Genomic DNA, 24,398 nt, shown 5'->3' on the forward strand with positions numbered 1-24,398 from the left:
TACATCCTTTTTACCCTTTTTTGAGTATTTAGAGAAGATCGCTGCCAATGGCAGCATGACAGAAACTGAAAGACAAAACTGAGAAATATGGATACTTATAACCTGAAACCGGAGCATATGCGGGCTCCTGCTCATCTCACCCGTGAGGAGATACAGAAAAGTCTGGATGAGTTGGACAGCAAAATAAAAGTGCTGAAAGGCCGGGTAAACGCCACCGCCGCCGACTCGAATCATACCTACCACGAGCACATTGCGGCACTCGAAGCCAAGCGCGAACTGATCGCCAACAAACTGAGTGATCAGGAAGACAGCCAAAGTAAGTGGCAGGGCTTGAAAGATGGCCTTGACAACCTCAAAAAAGATATGGATAACCTGTTTAAATAAAACAAAAAGCCCCGGCACTGTGAGAGTACCGGGGCTTTTTGCTTTACAGGCTATACCTGGCTTAACCAGCTACAGGCTCACGGAAACCAACCCATGTAAAGCGCTTGATCACAAACTCAGGGTTTGTAAAAGATGCATTGCCAGCTGGATTGCCGCCTGTCACGTGGAAGTCAGAGAAAGCCGCGTTCTGGTTCACATAGATGCCACCCGTCAGGTTGAAGCTCACCGGCGTACCCGCCAGGCTCATCTCATCCATGATCTTCTCTTTTGTCTCCTCATCTGTGGTATAAGCACCGCAGGAGATCGCACCGTAGTTCATCGCCATCTCTTTTGCCAGTTCAATTGACTGGTCTGTATCCTTGGTTTTGATAACCAGCGCAATTGGGCCGAACAATTCGCGGCTGAAGCTCTCCTTCTCAGTTGCATCCACCTCGTAGATCACCGGCGTGCAGGTACGTGCGTTTTCGAACATCGGGTTGCTGAAGTCGCAAGTGCTCAACACCTCTTTGCCTTTCACGCTGGCTGCCTCTTTCACACGCTCTGATGTGGCCGGGTTTTGGATGGCCCCCAAAATGTGTGGACCGGCTTTTGGATTGTTCACCAAACCGGTTACGGCATCAGCCAGTTTCTTCACAACTTCATCATACGGCATCATCTCCTCTCCTACTTTCACGCCAGAGGCTGGCACGAAGAAGTTCTGCGGAGCGGTACACATTTGTCCGGAGTAAAGGCTCAGCGAGAAGGCCAAGTTCTGCGCCACTTTGCCGATGTCCTGCACTGAATCCAGTATGATCGAGTTCACACCTGTTTTCTCTGTGAAAGTCACCTTGCCCGGCAGACTCTCTACATAGTTACCAAACTCCGTTCCACCGGTATAATCGATCAGTTTTACCTTCGGATTCTCAGCCAGTTCTTTTGTGATCAGATGATCGTCCGCATCTACACCAAGTTGGCAGATGTATGGGCTCAGTCCGTTTTCTACCAGCACCTTCTGTACCTCTGCCACTACAATCGCAATCGGCAATACGGCTTTCGGGTGCGGCTTTACAATCACAGGGTTACCTGTTACCAAGCTGGCATACATGCCCGGCACTGTGTTCCAGGTCGGGAAAGTCGAGCAGCCGATCACCAGGCCTATACCTTTCGGTACGGCACGCCAGCTCTTATTCAGCTTTAGGTTATACTTGCCCATCGGCTTCTCCCACTCCATGTTTTCCGGAAAGCGGGTCTGCTCTTCGTAGCCCGCTGCTATGGCCTCCAGCGCACGGTCAGCTGCATGCGGTCCAGATGCCTGAAACGACATCATATAAGCCTGCCCGGTAGTGTGCATCGTAGCGTAGGCAATTTCGAAAAACCGCTCCTTCATGCGCTCCAATGACTCTACTAGAATCGCAGCACGATCAACTGGCTTTACCTTGCGCCACTGATGGAAAGCCTCGTCGGCACGCGACACCAGCGTTTCTGCACTGAAATAAGGGTACTTTATGCCTAGTGGCTGCTGCTCATAAGGTGATTCTTCCTGACCTGCCCAATTTTCAGCATTATCATGCACCAATTCTGTAAATTTGTTGTTAAGGTGCTGCTTATACCTCTCACGGCCTTCTTTATCAGCGGTTTCGCCATAAATATCAGGCATCGGGTTTTCAGGATATTGCGCAAAAAAACGTCGCTCATGCAGGGCTTTCACGGCGTTTTCTATGATGGAAAGATTTTTATTTTTCAAATCCGAGGTCATAGTATTTATTTTATATAATTAAACACATATATTAGAATCAATTGTTGGAAAGTTACGTATTTTTTTAATACGCACGGGAAGCATCTTTAAATTTCGCCGTGTACTATGCGCTTTTGCTCTATACCTCTGCCTGCTCAGCGAAGGTTGTATTCACCTAATAGTTTAATATGATTTAATGTTTACCCAAGGGCCAGTGGTTTACCGCTGCATACTTTCTTTACTGTTTATAGCCCTGAGTTCTTCCCTGCTTGCTGCGCAGCATTTGCCTGCTCCAAAAGGTATAGGAAACGCGACTAAACCTCATACCGTTGTCTATAAGCTGAAGCCTCAGTCAGGTAATCAGCTACGCATGGCTACTGGTAATCCTATGCAAAAAGCCTTGCAAAAGGTAGGAGCCAAATCGGTTGAACAGAAGTTCCCGGGTAAAGCCCCCTCTCCTTTTGCCCGCAAAGCCCACGTGGATCTCTCGCTTATCTACGAACTGTCATACGACCCTTCACATAACCTCGAAGCCGTGCAGCAGGCCCTGCTGGCAACCGGTATGGTGGAGTATGTGGAACCGCTCTACGAACGGGTACCACTCTATCAGCCCAATGACCCGGCCTCCGACTCAACAAAAACAACGCAAGCTTACCTAAAACTGATACAGGCCTATGGTGCCTGGGCTGTACAAAAGGGTGATACCAACATTGTCATAGGCGTGCTCGATTCCGGCTTCCGCTTTAGCCATGAAGACATCAAAAATAAGATCAAGTTTAATTACGACGACCCAATAGATGGGATTGATAATGACGGTGACGGTCTGATCGATAACTTCTACGGCTGGGACTTCGGTGACAGGGACAATAATCTAACAGATGATTCCCCTTATAGAGGGCACGGCACGAAGGTAGCAGGTGTCGCAATTAGTGAAGCCGACAATGGTCTAGGAATAGCAGGCACAGGTTTTAATACCAAGTTTATGCCCCTCAAGGTTTTTCCGTCCACTTCAGTTGGCAGCTTTGGCGGCTATGAGGCTATTGTATATGCTGCAGACAAAGGCTGTAGTATCATCAACTTATCCTGGGGTGGCATGGGTTCTTCTCAGTATGAGCAAGACATCATCAACTACGCTGTGCTGGAGAAGGACGTCGTTATTGTAGCAGCGGCTGGCAACACCAACGCTTTTGTAGACATTTATCCGGCGGCATACGAGAATGTGCTGTCAGTAGGTGGCATCCATAATGATGTGAAGACAAATGGGCATACCTGGAACTACAGGATAGGCTTGTCAGCACCAAGTCAGAGTGTATACAGCACTACTTACAGCCGTGACAACTCCTATGGCACCGATACAGGAACATCACTGGCTTCTCCAATTGTAGCTGGTGCTGCCGCTTTGTTGCGCTCTCAATTGCCGCACCTCAATGCGGTACAGGTCATCCAACGATTACGTGCTACATCTGACGATATTTATCAATTGCCTGGCAACTCCCCTTACCATGAACTTCTTGGCAAAGGTCGCCTCAATATGAAACGAGCACTTCGCGACAAACAGGTAAAATCAGTTCGCTGCACTTCATTTAGCGTTGTCGATAACAAGGTGGCGCAGATCGGGGATACTCTGTCACTACACCTTAGCCTCACTAATTACCTCGACCCCACAACTGCCCTGAAGCTAAGACTTACTTCAACCTCACCTTTTATCAAAGTGCTCGAGGAAGACCTGAGTATTGGTGCCATGGCTACTTTGGCTTCACGTAATAATCACAACAAGCCATTCCGTTTCGTAGTGCTCCCGGATGCCCCCCATAATGCCATGGCTACTTTCAGACTTGGTTTTACAGATGGGGAATACAAGGATTTCCAGTATTTTCAGTTACCTGTCAACCCGGATTATATCACCCTTACGGCTAACAACCTGCATATCACCCTGAACAGCAAAGGCAACCTGGGGTATAACGGGTATAATTTCAGACAAGGCATCGGCATCACGTATAAAGGCAGCTCTTCCATGTTATTCGAGGGCGGACTACTGGTGGCCACTGCCCCTGACCGCGTGTCGGACAATGTCCGCAACGCCAGCTGGCAAACAGACAACGACTTTGTTTCTGTAAACTCCGTGCGGCTCCGCCACAACACAGACGATGCAGACCAGGAGATCACCGGGATGATGCGTGACAAATTCCCTACGCCAACACAGGCGGGTGTGCAGGTTAGCTATAAAGGAATGGCTTGGAGCGATACTGAAAACGCTGACTACATCATACTAGAGTATCGCATCCGCAATATTACACCGGACACGATCAAAACTCTGCATGCCGGTTTGTTTGCTGATTGGAATATAACCGACGCTTACATGAACGTAGCAGATTGGGACGAAACACTCAAAATGGGCTACGTATATAACATGGGCCAGGCTTCACCTTATGCAGGTATAAGTTTGCTATCGGTGACACCGCCTTCTTACTACGCAATCGACAACCTTTCTGGGGGCTCATCTACTTTTGCGATAGCCGACGGCTTTAGTACGCAGGAAAAATACAGAACACTGTCGGGAGGCGTGGCTCGAAAAAAAGCATGGGGCAGTGGCTATGGCAATGACGTGGCGCATGTTGTGGGCACGACGGCAAAGGGACTGGCCCCGGGGCAAAGCCAGTTGGTTTCGTTTGCCATTGTCGCTGGCGATGATTTGGAACAGCTTCAGGAAAATGCAAAAGCCGCTCTTGTAAAATACCAGGTCATGAAAGCGGGGCCGCCTCCGCTGGCTATCAGTGATACAGTTTGCATTGGCTCTTCGGTTAGTCTTTCGCCGGAGGGTGGCAAGCAGTTTAAATTCTATGCTGACGAAACCAAAACAAAGCTTCTGGGCGCTGGCAATAATCTCGAGCTGGCTGCCCTCGACACAAGCACGGTGCTATATGTCTGCAACGCCGACTCATTGTTTGACAGTCCGTTGGTACCTTTCCGGATCGTGGTAGCAAACTCTCCTGTAGCCGGTTTCAGCATTGCACAGCAACCGGAAACTTTGGAGCCCGGCACGAGCATTGACTTCCGTAATGAAAGCGAACATGGCAATAGCTGGCGATGGGATTTTGGCAACGGCGACACTTCTACTGAACAGCACCCTACATATAGCTATGACTTGCCTGGCTCTTATGATGTGGCCCTGATTGTAGCGAATGCCTATAACTGTGCTGAAGACACCGTCACAAGGCGGATAGAGATTAAGCAAAGCGAAACGGTAATACCGCCACTAGAAGCTCCTCAACAATTTGTAGTATACCCTAACCCGGCCGTGTACGAACTGTATGTCGCAATGCCTACGGCTGATGCTGCTCTTACTTTGTTTATGACAGACGCCATGGGCCGTCGAGTTAGTCCTAAGTTACGCAGCCGCCTGCCGCACGAGGCTATCTATGACCTCAGCGGCCTGGCTGAAGGTCTCTATATTGTTCAGCTTACGTATGAGCAAAATACGGTCACGAAACGTTTGCTGATCATGAGACCTTAAATAAAGTTGTTCCATCCTCCCATAACCAAGCTCAGGTTAATTTTTGTCAGCCTGCACGGCCCATGGTAGCAAGTTGCATAGAAATAAATATACATCCTTACTAAAACAAAACGCCCCGCTCTTTCGAGCGGGGCGTTTTCATTATCGACAGCTAACTGCTTATTACGCGTTAGTTGACTGTTTCTGCTGCAAACGGATCAGGTTAAGCGCTGAACCAGCCTTGAACCACTCAATCTGACCTTCGTTGTAGGTATGGTTTACCATGAAGGCATCCTGAGAACCATCTTTGTGCGTCAACACCACTTTCAGCGGCTGACCTGGTGTGAAGTTCTCCAGACCCAGGATATCGATGGTATCGTTTTCCTCGATCAGGTCGTAGTCAGCCTTGTTGGCGAAAGTAAGGCCCAGCATACCCTGCTTTTTCAGGTTAGTCTCGTGGATACGCGCGAATGATTTCACGATTACAGCACGAACACCCAGGAAGCGTGGCTCCATGGCCGCGTGCTCACGTGATGAACCTTCACCGTAGTTCTCGTCACCAATTACAACGGTACCGATACCGGCAGCTTTGTAAGTACGTGCAGTGGCAGGTACGGTGTCATAACCACGGGTCATGTCGTTGTATACCTTGTTGGCTTCACCGTTGAACGCGTTGATCGCACCGATCAGCATGTTGTTGGAGATGTTATCCAGGTGGCCACGGTACTTCAACCAAGGACCAGCCATGGAGATGTGGTCAGTTGTACACTTGCCCTGTGCTTTGATGAGCAGCTTCAGACCTTTAAGGTCAGTGCCTTCCCATGGCTTAAAGCCTTCCAGCAATTGCAAACGATCAGACTTCGGATCAACCACTACCTCTACGCTGCTTCCGTCTTCAGCAGGAGCTACATAGCCCGCGTCTTCCACGGCGAAGCCCTGAGGTGGCAATTCAATACCTCTTGGTTCGTCCAGCATTACTTCTTCACCATCTGCGTTGATCAGCTTGTCAACCAATGGGTTAAAGGTCAGGTCTCCGGCGATAGCGAAAGCAGTTACGATTTCAGGCGATGCCACGAACGCGTGTGTGTTCGGGTTGCCATCGTTACGCTTGGCGAAGTTACGGTTAAAAGAAGTAATGATAGAGTTCTTGCGTGTAGGATCGTCTGTGTGACGAGCCCACTGCCCGATGCACGGACCGCAGGCGTTTGCCAATACCACACCACCCATTTGAGCGAAGGTATCCAACAAGCCGTCACGAGCAGTTGTGAAGCGTACCAGTTCAGAACCTGGTGTGATGGTAAACTCAGCCTGGGCTACCAGTTTTTTAGTAACAGCCTGCTCAGCGATAGAAGCTGAACGGGTAAGGTCTTCGTAAGAAGAGTTCGTACAAGAACCGATCAAACCTACTTCCAGTTTAGCTGGCCAGTTATGCTCTTTTACAACAGCAGCAAACTGAGAAATTGGCCAGGCTGCGTCCGGAGTAAATGGTCCGTTTACGTGTGGTTCCAGTGTAGAAAGGTCGATCTCGATTAGTTGATCATAGAAAGCAGCCGGGTCAGCGTATACCTCGTCATCGGCACGCAGTTGGTCAGCTACCTCATCGGCCATCTGTACCACTTCTTCGCGGTTTGTAGCGCGCAGGTAGGCACGCATGCTATCGTCGTAAGCAAATACCGAAGTAGTCGCGCCGATCTCAGCACCCATGTTACAGATTGTACCTTTACCAGTACAAGACATAGACTCAGCACCTTCGCCGAAGTATTCCACGATCGCACCGGTTCCGCCTTTTACGGTCAGGATACCAGCTACTTTCAGGATCACGTCTTTTGGTGAAGTCCAGCCGTTCATCTTGCCGGTCAGTTTCACACCGATCACTTTCGGGAACTTTAGCTCCCAGGCCATACCGGCCATTACGTCTACGGCATCAGCACCACCAACACCGATCGCTACCATACCCAGACCACCAGCGTTTGGTGTGTGGGAGTCAGTACCGATCATCATACCACCTGGGAAGGCGTAGTTCTCGAGCACTACCTGGTGGATGATACCTGCACCTGGCTTCCAGAAACCGATACCGTATTTATTCGAAACAGAGGCCAGGAAATCGTATACCTCTTTGTTTTCGCTGTAAGCGTCCTGCAAGTCCTGGTCAGCACCAACACGTGCCTGGATCAGGTGATCGCAATGCACGGTAGAAGGCACAGCCACCTGCGGCTTACCAGCCTGCATGAACTGAAGCAAGGCCATTTGGGCCGTGGCGTCCTGCATAGCTACCCTGTCCGGAGCGAAGTCTACGTAAGACTTTCCACGCTCAAAAGACTGTGTCGCGTTACCGTCATAGAGGTGCGCGTACAAGATTTTCTCTGTCAGGGTAAGCGGTCTGCCTACTGCGTTACGGGCAGCATTCACGCGCTCGGCCATCCCGGCATACACTGCCTTGATCATTCCTAAATCAAATGCCATAGTTTTGCTATTGTTATTATTTTTAATGCTTCGTTGTGAAGTTTACAAATGTACGAAATATGCGTGTTTTAGCACAACATTAGCAGATAGGAATATAACATTTCCATACCTGATGTTGCTATTTGGGCTAAGTTTCGCTTTTCACGAATTCATCTAGTAATTTCGTGGCATGAAACTTACTTGTTTTAATACCCCAATGAAGCTGATTTTGTTGTTGGCTCTGTCCTTCACACAGCTTTTAACATCCTGTGGTTCTTCTACATCTATCGATAACACCATACATCCTGGTCCATGGCGCGTTGTGCTGCAGGCTCAAGGCCAAGAGATTCCGTTTATCATGGAAGCAGAAGAGCAGAACGGCAAGACCGTGCTATACCTGGTGAATGCTGACGAACGCATTTTGGTGGACGAAATAACCGAAGAAGGCGACTCGCTTAAAATCAGGTTGCACATATTTGACGCCGACCTGATCGCGAAAGTAGACGGTGACAAGATGGCTGGCCGCTTTACCCGAAACGACCTGAGCAAGCGCTATTCCGTGCCTTTTACAGCCGAACATGGCAAGAACAACCGCTTTAAGGAGAATCCTGCTCCGGCTACCTTTGACTATTCCGGTAAGTGGGAAGTAACCTTCACAAAGGCAGATGGCAAAACCTATCCGGCGATCGGGGTGTTTGAGCAGCAGGATAACCGCGTAACCGGCACCTTCCTGACCAACACTGGTGACTACCGCTACCTGGAGGGGCAAGTGGAAGGTGATCAGTTGAAGCTCTCAACTTTTGACGGCAACCATGACTATTTGTTCACGGCGCAACCAACAGCTGAGGAAACGCTGAAGGGTGATTACTTTGCAGGCCTGTATGACTTCGAAACCTGGACAGCTAAACGCAACGAAAACGCACAATTGGCCAATGCCTCTGAGCTAACTTACCTGAAGCCTGGCTACGAGTCGCTGGAATTTACATTCCCTGATTTGAATGGCAAGCAAGTATCGCTGTCGGATGAGAAATACAAAGGCAAAGTAGTACTAGTGCAGTTGCTCGGTTCCTGGTGCCCGAACTGTATGGACGAAACGCAATTCCTGGCGCCTTATTACAGTAAGAACAAGGACCGCGGACTTGAGATTATCGGTTTAGGTTTTGAGCGCACCAAAGGCTACGAACAAGCCGTGCCACGTCTGACTAAAATGAAGGATCGCTTTGACATTGAGTATGACCTGCTCTATGCCGGTCCGGCCGACAAAGAAGCTGCCGCGCAGGCGCTCCCAGCCCTCAACCACGTGCTCTCCTTCCCTACTACGATCTTCATCGATCGCCAGGGCAAAGTGCGCAAGATTCACACCGGCTTCTCTGGTCCTGGTACCGGCAAGTACTACGAGGAGTGGGTAGCGGACTTTAACAAGACGATGGACGAGCTGCTAGCGGAGGAGATTTAATTGTTGATTATTAATTGCTGATTGTTAGATGATCGGCAGGTATAGCAAAGGCCGCTACTGGTGAAGTAGCGGCCTTTGTGTTTTTGTATCTCCGCCTAGCACTATCATTACTTTATAGGTCTTCCATACAGTAACTTCGGGCTACCATTCATCCTGGAGATCTATGCTTAGGCTTGTTTCCGAAGCCGCACAATCCTAAAAGTTCCCCCAAAAGCTGCTGGCTCATTCAATTCCACCTGCAGCGAGGTATGGCGCACGATCTTGCCAATGCTGCGGTTCACATCAGAAAATAGCGTGCTGGCGACTTGGTTGAAGAGGCGGCGCAGCAGCGAAGGCTTCTGTCCATCAGGCAGAAACTTATCGAAGACCATGACCGTGCCGCCTGGCTTCAGCACCCGCTCTACTTCCATAATGCAAGCGATAGGGTCAGGTATAACAGCGATGATCAGGTGCAGGATCACCGCATCGAAACTGTTATCTGCATAGGCAAGCTGCTGGCCGTTCATCACATGGGCCTCGACAGGTATACCTAATTTGTCAGCACGAACTTTCAATTTTGTGATCATGCCGGGGGTGATGTCGTTAGCGGTGATGCGTGTATAGCCTTGCAGGTATGGGAGGTCCAGTCCGGTGCCGGCACCGATGATCAAAATGGCATCGTCGGGTTTAGCTTGCAGCAGCTCGATGGAACGCTGGCGGTGCTTGCGGAAAATACGGTCAGCGATCAGGTCATATATCGGCAGGTACAGGGTATAGCGCAGCCGGTTCCAGGTGTTCGTATTGAGACTCATTTTTCATAGGTTATTTTGTACGGTTCAAAATTACCTGATGTGTATACCTGTAGACTTACAGTTTTAGAAAAGAAGTTTATAAATATTTCTGCTTCTAACCTCACAGTGTCTTCAAGACCTGTGAGTGTCTTATTTGCTACAAAGCAAGGTATAGGAGGCATTATAAATTCTTACAGATCTAGGGGTAAGGATCCTCATCTTAATCATCAGAACCCTTGGGACAGGAGCCCTAAGTATAGATTCAAGCAAGTATAGGCTGCGTAGGCAACAAGACCCTCACAGGTCTTGGAGACACTGTGGGGTCACAGCAATCTAACCATCAACAATTATTTCTCCCGCTCGATGGTATAGGCGATGAGCTGCTCCAGGGAGGTGCGGGATGGGGAGGCCGGGAAGGTATGGAGAATAGCGAGTGCCTCGGCATGGTACTGGTTCATGGCCTCGATGGTATACTGTATACCGCCGGAGGTTTTCACGTAGTCGATCACCTGCTGCACACGCTTGTTGTCGCCGTTGTTGTTTTTCACGTTGTAGATCACGCGACGGCGGGTCATCCAATCGGCTTCGCGCAGGGCGTGGATCAGCGGTAAGGTCATCTTCTTTTCCTTGATGTCTATACCTACCGGCTTGCCGATTTCAGCAGTGCCGTAGTCGAACAGGTCGTCTTTGATCTGGAAGGCAATGCCTACTTTCTCGCCGAAGAGTCGGGCTTTTTCTATATCTTCTTTAGAGGCGCCGGCAGAGGCAGCTCCCACCGCACAGCAGGAAGCAATCAGGGAGGCCGTCTTCTGTCGGATGATATCGAAGTACACGGACTCGTCAATGTCCAGGCGGCGGGCTTTTTCGATCTGTAAAAGTTCCCCTTCGCTCATTTCCTTCACAGCATTCGACACGATTTTGAGCAGTTCGTAATCGTCGTTTTGAAGCGAGAGCAGCAGGCCTTTGGATAGCAGGTAGTCGCCCACCAACACGGCAATCTTATTTTTCCAGAGGGCGTTTACAGAAAAGAAACCGCGGCGGTAGTTGGCCTCGTCCACCACGTCGTCGTGCACGAGGGTGGCGGTGTGCAGCAGCTCTATTAAGGCCGCACCACGGTAGGTGGCATCCCCGATAGCGTCGCCACGAAAGAGCTTGGCCATGAAAAACACAAACATCGGCCGCATCTGCTTGCCCTTGCGCTTTACGATGTAGCTCATGATCTTATCGAGAAGCAGCACCTTAGACTTCATCGAAGTCCTGAACTTTTTCTCGAACAGCTCCATTTCCTGCGCAATCGGCGCTTGTATTTCCTTTAGGCTAATGCTCATGCGATATTCCGCAATATTACTAGGTGTGGGGGTCGTTTCCAAACAAGTATAGCAAATCGGCGTTTAAATAATCTTAGATAAGCCAGGCGGTATACGTAACCAACAGCACAGCCTCGTGCTGGTTTGCCGCATGCCTAAAATAACTATATTGCCTTCTGATAACACAGCAGACCGTTATGGCAGACACACTCAAAGTAGACTTCGTGGTATACCCGGAGCACGAGCGTCCTTTCACCGCTGACGCCACTTATACCCAGGACGGAAACAAAAAGCCAGTCGTGCTTTATACCCATGGTTTCAAAGGCTTCAAAGATTGGGGGCATTTCAACCTACTGGCAAACTATTTTGCCGAGCACGGTTTTGTGTTCATCAAATTCAACTTCTCTCACAACGGCACCAGCATCGACAACGATTCCGATCTGCACGACATGGAGGCTTTTGGACGCAACAATTTCAGCATTGAGCTGGAGGATCTGAAGTCGCTTATCGACATGGTGCACGACGAGGAAGGCCCGCTGGCACAGAACGAATTAGATCTCGACCGGATTTACCTGATAGGCCACAGCCGTGGTGGCGGGTCTGTTATACTTAAAGCCGCTGAAGACACCCGTGTTCGTGGTGTGGCTACCTGGGCTGCCGTGAATAATTTTGACCAGCGCTGGGACGAACTGGAGCAGGAACAGTGGAAAAAAGAAGGGGTACAGTGGGTTACAAATTTCCGCACAGGTCAGCAAATGCCCTTGTACTACCAGATCGTGGAGGACTACCTGGCCAATGTCGAGCGACTGGAGATTCCGAAAGTGATCCAGAAAATGCAGCAGCCCTTGCTCATCCTGCATGGCGAAGAAGACGAGACATTGCCCGTGCAGATGGCCCACGACCTCCATACCTGGAAACCCGATGCGGAGCTGCACCTGCTACCCGGCGCCGATCACTCTTTCGGGGGACAACACCCTTACCAGCAGGAAGAATTACCACTTGCAGCCAAAGCCGCTGCCGACCTGAGTATCGCCTTTTTTAACAAACATGCCTAATTTATACCTGCTCCTGGGAGGTAACCTCGGTGACCGCACGCTATACCTGTCCCAAGCCCGCGAAAGCATTGCCGCACAGGTCGGCCCGATCCTGCAAGGGTCCTCTCTATACGAAACAGCTGCCTGGGGCAAGACAGATCAACCCGCTTTCCTGAACCAAGTATTGGAGGTACAGACTACTCTCAGTCCGGAGCAAGTGCTACAAACGATCAATCAGATAGAGCAGGACTTGGGCCGCATCAGGCACGAGCACTGGGGAGCACGCGTTATAGACATCGACATTTTGTTCTATGACGAACTTGTACTACAATCGCAGCGCCTAACCATCCCCCACCCGCAGCTACACCTGCGCCGGTTCACTCTCCTGCCCCTGAATGAGATAGCACCGCATCTGCAGCACCCTGTGCTCAACATGCAGGTAACACAGCTTCTACAAAATTGCCCGGACGAACTTCCGGTTCATTTGTATATTTCAAGTCAATAGCTTGTCAGTTACTGAGAAATTTCACTGAAAATGCCTTACTTTAGCGCAAGATGCAGCTAGCAAAGTGAAATTTTACTTATATTGTGAGATAACTATACTTGCGATTATGCATGATTTGATGCGCTTGTGGTTCGCTTCTCCAGAATAGCTTATGAACGACCTCCTCACCATCATCACAAACGAAAAAAGAAGCCTTATGCGAGGCTTCCTGGTTATGTTTATCTTGGTGCTTCCCTTTACTTTTATTCCTGTTCTGTTCACGCAGCGCTTTACTGCAGAAACATTTAGCCAGCAATTGCCAGAAAAGGCCTTGGTTGCAGCACTAATCGCCGCGGCTATTATTATCCTGTTGCTACTCAACAATTACGAAAAGTTGCTGCAGAAGAAGCGGCTGTATGACCTCCCTGCCTTTTCATCGCTTCATTTCAACGGAGCTGTTGAAAAATACAACGCGATTGTAAAAGAAATTTCAACCTACCTGTTCGGCAAGGTAGGCAATTACTTTTTCAGGGTGAATATCACCAACCCAAGGCAGCATAATATTCAGGTTGAGCTCTCACCCCTCATCTATGTCGGTCAAGACCATGAGTTACTGGAACGCCTCATGCAAGAGCTACAGCTAAAGGAAAATCTATACCTGTCACGCGTGATCAACCTGCCCGAAGAGGAACTGCAACACAGCGACATCATCAGAAACGAACTCTTGAAACTGTCGGACGAACTAAGCAGACTTGGCGTAACACCGATGGCCGTAGACGAGAATGGGCAGTAAGCCATACCTAAGCGTCATCATTAAGCCAACTACTACCCATAAAAAAAGACCATTGCAGCAGTCGCCACAATGGTCTTTTTATGTTCTGCTTTAAGGTTTTATTCCACTGAACTCACCTCAGCCGTACGTTCGATCTTTTTAACCAATCCCTGTAGTACCTTGCCAGGTCCGCACTCTACGAAATGCGTCGCGCCATCAGCTACCATTTGCTGTACTGATTGCGTCCAGCGTACCGGAGCTGTCAGCTGGCTGATCAGGTTCTGCTTGATTTCCTCCGGATCAGTGTGCGGCTGAGCGTCCACGTTCTGATAGATCGGGCAGATACCTTGGCTGAAGGTCGTTTCTTTAATGGCTTTGGCCAGCTCCTCTTCAGCCGGCTTCATCAGCGGGGAGTGGAAAGCACCGCCCACAGGTAGTGGCAAGGCACGCTTGGCACCGGCTTCCTTCATCTTCTCGCAGGCGATTTCTATGCCTTTGTTAGAACCAGAGATCACCAACTGCCCCGGGCAGTTGTAGTTAGCGGCTACTACTACTTCACCTTCTATTGAGGCACATACCTCTTCTACTTTCGCATCGTCCAGACCAAGTATAGCCGCCATGGTAGACGGATTGGCTTCGCAGGCTGCCTGCATCGCCATCGCTCTTTTATATACCAGTCTCAGGCCATCCTCAAAGCTCAGCACCTTGCTGGCTACCAAAGCCGAAAACTCACCCAGTGAGTGACCAGCGACCATATCCGGATTGAAATCCTGTGCTACAGCCGCCTGCGCCACAGAATGCAGGAAGATAGCCGGTTGTGTTACTCTGGTTTGCTTCAGCTCCTCTTCGGTGCCGCTAAACATGATCTCTGTAATGTTGAATCCCAGTATTTCGTTTGCTCTATCAAACAACTGACGGGCAGTCTCATGCTGCTCATACAGGTCCTTGCCCATACCCACAAACTGCGAACCCTGTCCCGGGAAAACGTATGCCTTTTTCATGCTGATATTTTTGTATTGTTGATTGCTGGTTGTTGATGGATAAAATTGTTGAATTGTTAAATGGCTGCTTGTAGTCTTTGTGGGTCTGGTATATAGCTGTATACCTGGCACCGAGGCAAAAATCTTAAACACAGCCACACCTTGTCATCAGGCAAAAGCCCAACAACAATTTGACCACCAACAATTTAACAATTTAATAAGCTACAAACCGGGCCCTCTCTTCGGGGCTGGGCAACATACAGGCTTCGTTGCGTCCTGCTATGCGGTAGCGGTGCTTCGCGATGAAGCGATACACAAAATTGCGGAAAGATAAGGGAATAAACCTAAAATAGTAAAGCACCGACCACGGAAAATTGAGATGACGGGCAATGCGAAGAGCGGCCTCAGACTCGGTATAGAGCTGGCCGTTTTCAAAGAAAAGAATAGAATCAGGAAGCGGGTCAGGAACAAGCTGCTGTGGTACCAGCTGCTCCACCAATCCGGATTGCAAAGCGGCAAAATGCAGGTTCTGCCGCGTGTTATACTTTAAAGCGATCTGTATGCTGGCCTGGCAAAAGCCGCAGGTGCCATCGTAAAATACAATGGGTAAACCCTGCAGCCGATCCAGTTCATCTTTTGTCATTAGCGTACTATTTCTACCCAGCCTTTATACTTACTGCGGCTGCGGTTCGGGTCAATGGATATAAACTCAACCTCGGCCTCGTAATAGTAAACCCCATCTGTGAGGCGCTTACCATCGTTATCGGTGCCTGGCCAGTTGATATACGCATCTGAGTTGCTTTCGTATACCTTCACGCCCCATCGGTTGAAGACTTTGAAGGTAGTGGAGCGAATAAACGCAGCCCTCGGGTCAGGTCTGAACACATCGTTCTTGCCATCAGCGTTAGGCGTAATAATGTTCGGCAGCTCGAAGAAGAAACAGTTGTCTTTGCACTCTTCGTTGCTTGGTTCGCTCTCCTCTCCTGCCAGACTGGTGGCCGTCACGTAGTAGCAAGCTGCAAAAGACTCCAGCCCAGTGTGGGTAAAGGTGGTCTCTTTCGTCGTGGCGATGGCGCGATACTCCGTTTCACCTGGTCCTCTAAAGTATACCGTATAGAAGTCGATCTCGTCCGTACATCCATTTTCGATCTGTGGCACCCAGTTCAGCACATTCTGGTAAGGTGGCCGGGTCGGATTTGCAAAGAAAGCCTCGCAGTTGAGCACATCCAAGGTCAGTTCAGGCGGACAGATCACCAGCGGTATCTCCACGCACACTTCCTGGCTCAGGTTCTGCAATGGCTCTGGCAGACCGTCTATCTGGTAAGTGCCCTGGGTGCGTACCACATAGCAGTAGGTCTGGCCTCGCTCCAGTGGGGCGGCGGCAGTGCCATTGTCTGTAAAGGTGCCGCTGCTAGCTGATGCTGTTACGCTGCCTACCTGCACCAATTCATCCCCCACTACCCGGAAGATCTGGTGCTCCAGCACTTCATTACGCCACGGCACATTATAGGTCCAGTTGAGTGTCACACCCAGTTCGTCGCCTGTACTTTGTGCTTCTGCAGCCAGTCGCACACTGGAGGCGGATGTCGAATCGCGCAGCATATCTGCTGAAGCACCACCTGGCGTAGTGGTGCTGTAAAACTCGAGTTTATATCGGTAAGCATTTTCCTCGGTATTCAACCCACTGTTCACATACACTGTGTCGCTCAGTCTACGGGAGGTAAATACCCGCTGATAGGCTCCGCCTGGCTCCTGCCCTGCCTTACGGTATAGGCGATACTCAAATGGTGGATTCAGACGTTCGATTCCCGGCCCCGGCTGCGTCCAGCGAACGGTGATCTGTCCGTTAGTCACATCGGTGCGGTCTACTGTTACATTCGTGATGTAAGGTATGTCACGCTCTATCACAACACAGGCCTCCAGCGAAGCGATACTTTGTCCGCCGGCCGGTCTTGGAAACTCAGCATAGATCACATAGCAATACTCTGCGCCTGCTGCCAGTCCTTGCCCATTATTATCGTCCAAAAACTCTGTCGCATCTTTGCCTACCTCGCCTATCAGCACATAGCCCGTACTGGCAGGCACGCCAGTTTCACACGGGCCTGGTGTCCAGCCAGAAGGTCCTTCGCGCCTGTAGATCCGGATGGTGGCGGCATTCTGGCAGATATAGCTGTCCCAGGTCAGCCGCACGGTACGGTCCTGTCCGGTTGCCAGCAGGTTTTGAGGTGGCGGACCAATGACTCTGATGCGATAGGGCTGCAAGTCAGCCAGCTGTCTGGATGGCGGCGGCGGGTTATCCTCCGCTCTGAAAATGACTTGGTATGGGTTGGCGCGGACATCGTTGCAGGATGTATTCCATACCAGCTGTCCTGCTGCACGGCCTGGCTGGTTAACGGTCACATTGAAGGTGGCAGGTGGCAGAACACCACCAGTACCTGGCGCAGTGAGCGTGATCAGGTGACCGTCAGGGTCAGTAGCTGTGATGGTTGTGCGCAGCGTTTCGCCAGCCACAATACAGGTGTCGCGTGGCACCAGCACCGGCGGACGGTTACGGGCATCTACCACCAGGATCTGCATGTCGCGCACCACGGTACTGATCAGCACAGGCGCGGCGCCCGTGACACGCCACTCCTCTACTACAAATGCTACGTTATACTCTCCCAATCTGCAGGGAGCATCCCATGTTAATTGTCCGGTGATGGGATCGAGGGTAAAAGTAGAAGGTCCGGTGTTTGAGGAATTGCGGCAGTTATCCACGGTATGCGGATCGCGATAGCCGGGCACGTTAGTGATCGTTCCGGTTCCCTGGTTGCGGTGCTGCGGTTGTATCAGTCTGTATGCCAGGCTGTCTCCATCGTCATCAATAGCTCCTGGGTTGTGTACCCAACGCTCACCAGCTGTCGCCTCGTCAATAGGTGCCACGGTGAGCACCGGTGTGCTGTTCAGGCCACGGAGGGGGTTGATTGAAACAGTGGTCGTAATGGAAAAGGTGAGCTGATCGGTTGGAGCAGCCATGTTCAGGATGCCCCCGTTGCGGTTTTCCCCTACCCATGTGACAGGATAGGTACCGTTAGCCGCATAAATATACTCCCACACAAATACTTCACGGTCAACATCCGGCTTTACTGGTGTTACAGACTGCCGATCCACCCTTACAGTATTACCATCTCCCATTGAAATAAACACAAAAGGGTCGTCGGCTGGAGAGGCGGTTTTGGTGTACATCACCATGGTGAAGAAGAACTTCCGGGGATTTGGGTTGGGACCAGTGTCCCTGCGGGCAGTAATATCTCCCGCCCTGATATGTGTTGCCTGCGCCTCGTATGCATACCCCAACAACAACATCAATACCAACAGCACAATGCGGCCAGGCAAGCAACAGCTCAAGCGTAAACTATTTGGCATAAGCGTAGAGTTAGGTTTGGCGCTGAACAAAGGTAAAATGAAAACTGAATTTTTACCTTTTTATTATCAACAATCACAAGAAAAGTGGGTTTATAATATATGGTTTTCAGTCCTACGCATTGCAATTTAGATTGATTCAAAATATGCTATTTAATTGTTTTATACGGGCTCCGCTTGTACCTTTGGGCATTAAAAAGCATTCATTACTTAACCTTCTAACAAATACAGATGAATTGGTTTACTAAAACGTTTTCCAGTACAATCGGCCGCAAGATCATCATGTCTATCACAGGTCTTTTCCTGTGTTCTTTCCTGGTAGTGCACCTGATAGGTAACTTAACGCTATTCAAAGGTGATGACGGCGTGACATTTAACCTGTACTCTCACTTCATGGCGAATAACCCGATCATCCGCACCATGGAGATTGTATTGGTTCTGGGATTTGTGTTTCACATCTACGATGCGCTTGTACTGACGCGTCGTAACAAAGCAGCCCGCCCTGTTGGATACGCAGAGAATCATCCACAGGAGAACAGCACGTGGTCTTCCCGTAACATGGGCCTTTTGGGTACTGTGATTCTGGTGTTCCTGATCATTCACCTTTGGAACTTCTTCGTTCCAGCTCGTTTTGGTGCCGCTGGGGGCCTGGAGGGTGTTGTGATTGAGAATGTAGACTATGACAACCTTTACCTGAAGGTAGTGCAGTCTTTCCAAATCTGGTGGTATGTGCTGATCTACGTAATTTCCATGATCGCTTTGGCTTATCACCTGATCCACGGCTTCCAGAGCGCCTTCCAGTCACTGGGCCTGACGCACAAAAAATACACCCCGTTCATTAAGACATTCGGTGTTGTATTCTCTATAGCGGTTTGCTTTGGCTTTGCCATCATTCCGATTTATTTCTTTTTCGCTGCATAACATAAACTTTCATTAGTTGCTATGATATTAGATTCAAAAATCCCGGAAGGCGCCTTAGCTGAAAAATGGGATAAGCATAAATTCAATGTGAAGCTGGTTAACCCAGCCAACAAGCGTAAATACGACATCATTGTAGTGGGTACTGGTCTTGCCGGTGCTTCTGCTGCTGCCACACTCGGCGAACTAGGCTACAACGTGAAAGCGTTTTGCTTCCAGGATTCCCCTCGCCGTGCGCACTCTATCGCTGCGCAGGGTGGTATCAACGCCGCTAAAAACTACCAGAACGACGGTGACTCTATCTTCCGTCTGTTCTACGACACCATCAAAGGTGGTGACTACCGCGCCCGTGAGGCAAATGTATACCGCCTTGCTCAGGTGTCAGTGAACATCATTGACCAGTGCGTGGCGCAGGGTGTTCCTTTCGCCCGTGAGTACGGCGGTCTGCTGGCTAACCGTTCATTCGGTGGTGCGCAGGTATCCCGTACCTTCTACGCCCGCGGCCAGACCGGACAGCAGCTGCTACTGGGTGCTTACTCTGCACTGAACCGTCAGATCGCTTACGGTAAAGTAAAGATGTACCCACGCACCGAGATGCTGGACCTCGTAATGGTGGACGGCAAAGCCCGTGGCATTGTGGTGCGTAACCTGATCACAGGTAAAATTGAGTCGCACAGTGCACATGCCGTGGTGCTGGCAACAGGTGGTTACGGCAACGTATTCTTCCTTTCTACTAACGCGATGGGCTCTAACGCTACGGCGGCCTGGAGAGCGCACAAGAAAGGGGCTTTGTTCGCTAACCCTTGCTTCACACAGATTCACCCAACCTGTATCCCTGTATCCGGTGAGTACCAGTCTAAACTGACGCTGATGTCAGAGTCCCTGCGTAACGACGGTCGTGTATGGGTACCTAAGACTGTGGAGATCGCTCAGCGCCTGCGCAAGGGTGAGATCACAGTAAACGATATCAAAGAAGAAGACCGCGATTACTATCTGGAGCGTAAGTACCCTGCCTTCGGTAACCTGGTACCACGTGACGTAGCATCGCGTAACGCAAAACTGATGTGCGACGAAGGACGTGGCGTGGGTGCCTCTGGCCTGGCCGTATACCTTGACTTTGCTGATGCAATCCGACGCGAGGGTCAACCAGCGATCGCTGCCAAGTATGGCAACCTGTTTGACATGTACGCCAAGATTACGGATGAAAACCCGTATGAAAAACCGATGCGCATTTACCCTGCCGTGCACTATACCATGGGTGGTCTGTGGGTTGACTACAACCTGATGACAAACATCCCTGGCTTATACGCTACAGGAGAGTGTAACTTCTCTGATCACGGTGCAAACCGCCTGGGTGCTTCAGCCCTGATGCAGGGACTGGCAGACGGTTACTTTGTGATTCCTTACACTATCGGTGACTACCTGGCACAAACGCCTTACGATAAAGTAAGTGTTGATCACCCTGCCTTCAAAGAAGCTGAGCAGAATGTAAAAGCCACTACTGATCGCTTACTAGCTATCAAAGGTAACCGCACAGTAGATGACTTCCATAAGGCGCTTGGTTTGCTTATGTGGGATTACTGCGGTATGGCCCGTAATGCTGAAGGACTACAGTTCGCGAAGCACGAAATCCGCAAGCTGCGTGACGAGTTCTGGCAGAACGTAAAAGTGACTGGCGTAAACGAAGAGCTGAACCAGACACTGGAAAAAGCGCACCGCGTAGCCGACTTCCTGGAACTGGGTGAGCTGATGGTAGACGACGCACTGAACAGAAACGAGTCGTGCGGTGGTCACTTCCGTGAAGAGTACCAAACACCAGAAAACGAAGCCCTGCGCGATGACGAGAACTATGCTTACGTAGCCGCCTGGGAGTTTACAGGTGTTGGCAACGAACCAGTCCTGCACAAGGAAGAGCTGAAGTTTGAAAACGTGAAGCTGACGCAGCGTAGCTATAAATAATGGATAATTAATAATTAAGAATGAGTAATAGATCTGGGAAACAGATGATTGAAGTTCTTAATTCGTAATTCTTAATTCGTAATTAATAAAGAAATGGCTGGAAGTAATCCAAATGCTAAACCAATGGACCTCACATTGAAGATTTGGCGCCAAAAAGATAGAAATACTGCAGGTCAGCTGGTAACCTATCCGCTTAAGAACATATCTCCGGATATGTCTTTCCTGGAAATGCTGGACGTGCTAAACGAAGAACTTCTGGTAAGAGGTGAAGAGCCTGTTGCCTTTGACCATGACTGCCGCGAAGGTATATGCGGTATGTGCAGCTTGTTCATCAACGGCCGTGCACACGGTCCGGAGCGCGGTACTACTACGTGCCAGTTGCACATGCGTCACTTTAACCACGGCGATACCATCACGATCGAGCCTTGGAGAGCAGCAGCTTTCCCAGTACACAAAGACCTGATCGTTGACCGTTCTGCCTTCGACCGCATTCAGCAGGCTGGTGGTTATGTATCCGTAAACACAGGTGGTGTACCTGACGCAAACGAGATTCCTATACCTAAAACTATCGCTGACAAAGCGTTTGACGCAGCAACCTGTATTGGTTGTGGTGCCTGTGTGGCGGCATGTAAGAACGCCTCTGCCATGCTGTTTGTAAGCGCGAAGGTATCACAGTTGGCTATGTTGCCACAGGGCAAAGTAGAAGCTAAAACCCGCGCGGAAAATATGGTAGCCCAGATGGACGTAGAAGGATTTGGTGCCTGCTCAAACACAGGTGCCTGTGCGGCTGAGTGTCCGGTAGGCATATCGCTTGACAACATTGCGATGTTGAACCGTGAGTATCTTGGCGCTAAAGCAAGCTCTGAGAACGTATAGTTAGCCTGATTCTATTGAGCTTAAAAGGCGAGACAGGAAACTGTTCTCGCCTTTTGCTTTTATATTCGCACAAATATTCTGACATCTATACTTTTCTGTAAACCGTAAAGACTAGCGTCTGTTTACAGGAAAACACCTACACGATACTATGATCACCATTATAACGGGCACAAACAGACCATCCTCCAACTCCAGAGCTGTAGCCAATCTGTACTCAAAACTGCTGGACGAACGCCAAATAGCTAACCAAATACTAGACTTAGCTGACCTTCCGGCTGACTTTACAACATCAGCTCTTTACGATAACATTGGCACAAACCAAGCCTTTAACGACCTGAGCGCTCTTATTGGTGATTCAGAAAAGTTTGTATTCATCGTGCCGGAGTACAACGGTTCATTCCCAGGCGTCCTCAAGGCTTTTATTGATGGTCTTTCCTACCCTAACACTTTTCGCAACAAAAAGGCAGCTTTGGTTGGCCTCTCATCCGGAGTACAAGGCAGTGGCCTGGCCATGAGCCACCTGACAGATATTTTCAATTACCTGGGCATGCACGTATTGGCGCTAAAACCGCGCTTGGCTCAAATTGAGAAGAACTTCGATGGAGCTGCTATCACAAACGAGCTATACCTGGAACTACTAAAACAGCAGATTGATCAATTCATCCATTTCTAATAGCCAAGCTATACTGTAAGTGTAGGTATAGGTATAAAAAAAGAGCCCGCTTTGACAGCGGGCTCTTCACATTATTAGAAAACAGGATTAAAAATTAGTCTACATTATCATGTAGAAAGCGGTTATCACCTAGTATCTCGTTGTCATCGTTTAGGTTGAAACGGGATATGTTGCGTTCAGAAGAGTGTGCAACTGAATCCAGGGCAACATTGCGGCGCAGGTAAGCCGGTACGTCCAGCTTCTCTTTCATCGCTTCGCTCGTGGTCATGTCGGCGCTGAGCATTTTCAGGCGCTCACGGCGCTCAATTGCTTTTTGCTTCATCAGCTCACGCTCAGCTTCAAGGCGCTTTGCTTCACGTGTGGCATAGTCTTCTTGTTGCTGCGCACCAAAGCCGTTGCTGAACTCCTGCGTAGCAGAACCCTCTAGGTTAAAAACACGGCGCTGCGGTTGCTGCTGTACAGGCTGCTGTGGCTGTGGGGCCTGCGGCTGCTGGTACTGCTGTTGCTGAGGCGCTTGTGGCTGAACTGGCTGTTGCGGCTGCTCCACCACCGGGCGACGAATTTCGAACTGCTGCTGCACTGGTTGCTGTGGTTGTGGTGTCACAACAGGCGCTACCACTGGCTCAGGCACAAAGTTCACCATTTTAGGTTGCTCTGGCTTGGCTGGCTCTGCTACTTCAATTTTTTTTTGGCTATCCAGGTCAAACACCGTTTTCTTTGGCTCAATGATAACCTCTGCATCACTGGCAAAACCAGTAGCAATTACGGTTACACGAATACTCTGACCAAGTGAAGAATCGATACCGTGACCAAAAATTACTTCAGCTTCCTGCCCGGCTTTATCCTGGATATATTCTGTGATTTCAGTCAATTCGTCCATTTCAAGCTCAGCCTGCTCACCAGACATAATTGAAAGGAGGATTCTCTGAGCACCGTGGATGTCGGTGTTATTCAGCAAAGGAGAAGAAAGCGCCTCTTCAGCAGCACGCAGGGCACGGCCCTCACCTTCTGTAGTTGCAGAACCCATCACTGCAGCTCCAGAGTCTTTCATTACAGTCTTCACGTCTTCAAAGTCAACGTTCACTTCGGCTGTAACGGTGATAATCTCAGCAATAGATTTAGCGGCTGTTGTCAACACGTTGTCAGCTTTGGAGAAAGCCTCACGAATGGTCAGGTTACCGAACATCTCGCGCAGCTTATCATTGAGGATAACAAGGATTGTGTCGCAATTTTCACTTAGTTCTTTGATACCGTTCTCAGCGGCAGTCTTTTTCTTCTTTCCTTCGAAAACGAAAGGAGCTGTAACAATACCCACTGTTAGGATACCGAGTTCTTTAGCCACCTTTGCGATAACCGGAGCTGCACCAGTACCTGTACCACCACCCATACCAGCCGTGATAAACACCATCTTGGTATCGTTGCTTAGTAACTCGCGTATCTCTTCCTTGCTCTCCAGCGCTGCATGCTTTCCTTTCTCAGGGTTGGCACCGGCGCCAAGACCTTCAGTCAGGTTCAAGCCTATTTGTAGTTTATTTGGAACACTGCTGCTTTTCAGCGCTTGCATATCTGTATTACAGATCACGAATTCCACATCTTTGATACCTTGGCTATACATGTGGTTAACCGCGTTGCTGCCACCGCCCCCGACGCCAATCACCTTGATGATGGACTTACCGCTTGCCGGCAGGTCAAAACTGTACATTGATGTCATACTAAAATCTCCTGCTATTATGG

18 protein-coding genes are annotated in these 24,398 nt (G+C 49.8%); 10 read left to right on the plus strand and 8 right to left on the minus strand.

Going from position 1 to position 24,398, the window contains the following annotated elements:
- Positions 1-87 precede the first annotated feature (87 nt).
- Positions 88-384, plus strand: coding sequence for a hypothetical protein (locus tag I0P70_RS07255; protein WP_196116046.1), 297 nt, complete (start codon positions 88-90; stop codon positions 382-384).
- A gap of 61 nt (positions 385-445) precedes the next feature.
- Here I0P70_RS07255 and paaN read toward each other — a convergent pair whose 3' ends face one another.
- Complete coding sequence (gene paaN / locus I0P70_RS07260) at positions 446-2,119, minus strand: phenylacetic acid degradation protein PaaN (RefSeq protein WP_196116048.1); 1,674 nt, start codon at positions 2,117-2,119, stop codon at positions 446-448.
- A gap of 367 nt (positions 2,120-2,486) precedes the next feature.
- On the opposite strand from paaN, the gene I0P70_RS07265 reads away from it, so the two are divergent.
- Complete coding sequence (locus tag I0P70_RS07265) at positions 2,487-5,612, plus strand: S8 family serine peptidase (RefSeq protein ID WP_230392050.1); 3,126 nt, start codon at positions 2,487-2,489, stop codon at positions 5,610-5,612.
- A gap of 162 nt (positions 5,613-5,774) precedes the next feature.
- Here I0P70_RS07265 and I0P70_RS07270 read toward each other — a convergent pair whose 3' ends face one another.
- Positions 5,775-8,054 carry an aconitate hydratase gene (locus tag I0P70_RS07270; RefSeq protein ID WP_007652448.1) on the minus strand — a complete coding sequence of 760 codons (2,280 nt, stop codon included), beginning with the start codon at positions 8,052-8,054 and terminating at the stop codon, positions 5,775-5,777.
- 196 nt (positions 8,055-8,250) lie between these two features.
- On the opposite strand from I0P70_RS07270, the gene I0P70_RS07275 reads away from it, so the two are divergent.
- Complete coding sequence (locus I0P70_RS07275) at positions 8,251-9,489, plus strand: peroxiredoxin (RefSeq protein ID WP_196116050.1); 1,239 nt, start codon at positions 8,251-8,253, stop codon at positions 9,487-9,489.
- A 167-nt stretch (positions 9,490-9,656) separates the two neighbouring features.
- On the opposite strand, the gene I0P70_RS07280 is transcribed toward I0P70_RS07275, so the two are convergent.
- Together I0P70_RS07280 and I0P70_RS07285 are read right to left on the minus strand one after the other, a co-directional pair.
- The gene (locus tag I0P70_RS07280) at positions 9,657-10,280 is read right to left on the minus strand and encodes a class I SAM-dependent methyltransferase (RefSeq protein WP_196116053.1); all 624 of its coding nucleotides are present in this window, start codon (positions 10,278-10,280) and stop codon (positions 9,657-9,659) included.
- A gap of 326 nt (positions 10,281-10,606) precedes the next feature.
- Entirely contained in the window at positions 10,607-11,587 is a 981-nt protein-coding gene (locus I0P70_RS07285; protein ID WP_196116055.1) for a polyprenyl synthetase family protein, read from the minus strand.
- Between the two features lie 176 nt (positions 11,588-11,763).
- On the opposite strand from I0P70_RS07285, the gene I0P70_RS07290 reads away from it, so the two are divergent.
- From I0P70_RS07290 to I0P70_RS07300, 3 genes are all read left to right on the plus strand, one after another.
- Positions 11,764-12,621, plus strand: coding sequence for a S9 family peptidase (locus tag I0P70_RS07290; RefSeq protein WP_196116058.1), 858 nt, complete (start codon positions 11,764-11,766; stop codon positions 12,619-12,621).
- Entirely contained in the window at positions 12,614-13,105 is a 492-nt protein-coding gene (gene folK / locus I0P70_RS07295; protein ID WP_196116060.1) for a 2-amino-4-hydroxy-6-hydroxymethyldihydropteridine diphosphokinase, read from the plus strand. Before I0P70_RS07290 ends, folK begins: the two co-directional genes overlap by 8 nt.
- Positions 13,106-13,256: 151 nt before the next feature.
- On the plus strand, positions 13,257-13,877 hold the full coding sequence (locus tag I0P70_RS07300; RefSeq protein ID WP_196116063.1) for a hypothetical protein: 621 nt from the start codon (positions 13,257-13,259) through the stop codon (positions 13,875-13,877).
- Positions 13,878-13,975: 98 nt separating this feature from the next.
- Here I0P70_RS07300 and fabD read toward each other — a convergent pair whose 3' ends face one another.
- The 3 genes from fabD to I0P70_RS07315 form a co-directional block, all read right to left on the minus strand.
- Complete coding sequence (gene fabD / locus I0P70_RS07305; RefSeq protein WP_196116065.1) at positions 13,976-14,857, minus strand: ACP S-malonyltransferase; 882 nt, start codon at positions 14,855-14,857, stop codon at positions 13,976-13,978.
- 193 nt (positions 14,858-15,050) lie between these two features.
- Positions 15,051-15,479: a thiol-disulfide oxidoreductase DCC family protein gene (locus I0P70_RS07310; protein WP_196116067.1), complete on the minus strand. Its 429-nt coding sequence runs from the start codon at positions 15,477-15,479 to the stop codon at positions 15,051-15,053.
- Positions 15,479-18,241: a gliding motility-associated C-terminal domain-containing protein gene (locus I0P70_RS07315; RefSeq protein ID WP_230392051.1), complete on the minus strand. Its 2,763-nt coding sequence runs from the start codon at positions 18,239-18,241 to the stop codon at positions 15,479-15,481. The genes I0P70_RS07310 and I0P70_RS07315 overlap by 1 nt, the downstream gene beginning before the upstream one ends.
- 228 nt (positions 18,242-18,469) lie before the next feature.
- On the opposite strand from I0P70_RS07315, the gene I0P70_RS07320 reads away from it, so the two are divergent.
- From I0P70_RS07320 to I0P70_RS07335, 4 genes are all read left to right on the plus strand, one after another.
- The gene (locus tag I0P70_RS07320; RefSeq protein WP_007652458.1) at positions 18,470-19,159 is read left to right on the plus strand and encodes a succinate dehydrogenase cytochrome b subunit; all 690 of its coding nucleotides are present in this window, start codon (positions 18,470-18,472) and stop codon (positions 19,157-19,159) included.
- 21 nt (positions 19,160-19,180) lie between these two features.
- Positions 19,181-21,115 carry a fumarate reductase/succinate dehydrogenase flavoprotein subunit gene (locus I0P70_RS07325; RefSeq protein WP_196116069.1) on the plus strand — a complete coding sequence of 645 codons (1,935 nt, stop codon included), beginning with the start codon at positions 19,181-19,183 and terminating at the stop codon, positions 21,113-21,115.
- A gap of 123 nt (positions 21,116-21,238) precedes the next feature.
- Positions 21,239-21,991: a succinate dehydrogenase/fumarate reductase iron-sulfur subunit gene (locus I0P70_RS07330; protein ID WP_196116072.1), complete on the plus strand. Its 753-nt coding sequence runs from the start codon at positions 21,239-21,241 to the stop codon at positions 21,989-21,991.
- A gap of 148 nt (positions 21,992-22,139) precedes the next feature.
- Positions 22,140-22,664, plus strand: coding sequence for an NADPH-dependent FMN reductase (locus I0P70_RS07335; protein WP_196116074.1), 525 nt, complete (start codon positions 22,140-22,142; stop codon positions 22,662-22,664).
- A gap of 94 nt (positions 22,665-22,758) precedes the next feature.
- On the opposite strand, the gene ftsZ is transcribed toward I0P70_RS07335, so the two are convergent.
- Entirely contained in the window at positions 22,759-24,375 is a 1,617-nt protein-coding gene (gene ftsZ / locus I0P70_RS07340) for a cell division protein FtsZ (protein ID WP_196116076.1), read from the minus strand.
- Positions 24,376-24,398: the final 23 nt, after the last annotated feature.

The sequence above is a fragment of the Pontibacter sp. FD36 genome, assembly GCF_015686655.1.
In the GTDB taxonomy this organism is placed as follows: domain Bacteria; phylum Bacteroidota; class Bacteroidia; order Cytophagales; family Hymenobacteraceae; genus Pontibacter.